Origin of the sequence: Zobellella endophytica, from assembly GCF_003012775.1 — a bacterium.
Lineage (GTDB): Bacteria > Pseudomonadota > Gammaproteobacteria > Enterobacterales > Aeromonadaceae > Oceanimonas > Oceanimonas endophytica.
On record NZ_PXYG01000036.1, the window covers coordinates 1 to 351 of the forward strand.

1 protein-coding gene and 1 rRNA gene are annotated in these 351 nt (G+C 51.0%); one reads left to right on the forward strand and one right to left on the reverse strand.

All coding sequences use genetic code 11. The features are described 5' to 3' along the window. Window positions 1-54: ribosomal RNA gene (locus C7H85_RS19330) — 16S ribosomal RNA — on the forward strand; the annotation flags it as partial. An 88-nt stretch (window positions 55-142) separates the two neighbouring features. Here the strand turns inward: C7H85_RS19330 and C7H85_RS19940 are convergent. Continuing rightward, window positions 143-351 (reverse strand): hypothetical protein (locus tag C7H85_RS19940; RefSeq protein WP_210433711.1); only part of this gene is annotated, 209 nt, incomplete at its 5' end.

Here is a 351-nt window from a genome sequence, read left to right on the forward strand (position 1 = left end):
GTGAAGTCGTAACAAGGTAACCGTAGGGGAACCTGCGGTTGGATCACCTCCTTACCTTAAATCTCAACGCCTGTTGAGTGTTCACACAGTTTGCTTGATATGCATAGAGCGCTTTTGATAGAGGCGTTTTTTCTTGTGTGTTTCACACCAAGAAAAACACCGGCTCCTGGATAAGTACGGTTCGACTATGGTTGTTCTTGTCGCTTGCCTCGCGGAGCTCGGCCCTCGCCTTTACCAACAAGATGTGCGTTTTGGAAAGGTCTTGCCGCTGGCCTCGCCGGCTCGGCTGCGCCTTTACAAAATTCACTGCGAAGCTGCGCTTCGCAAACCGTGAATTTTGTCCCCTTCGTC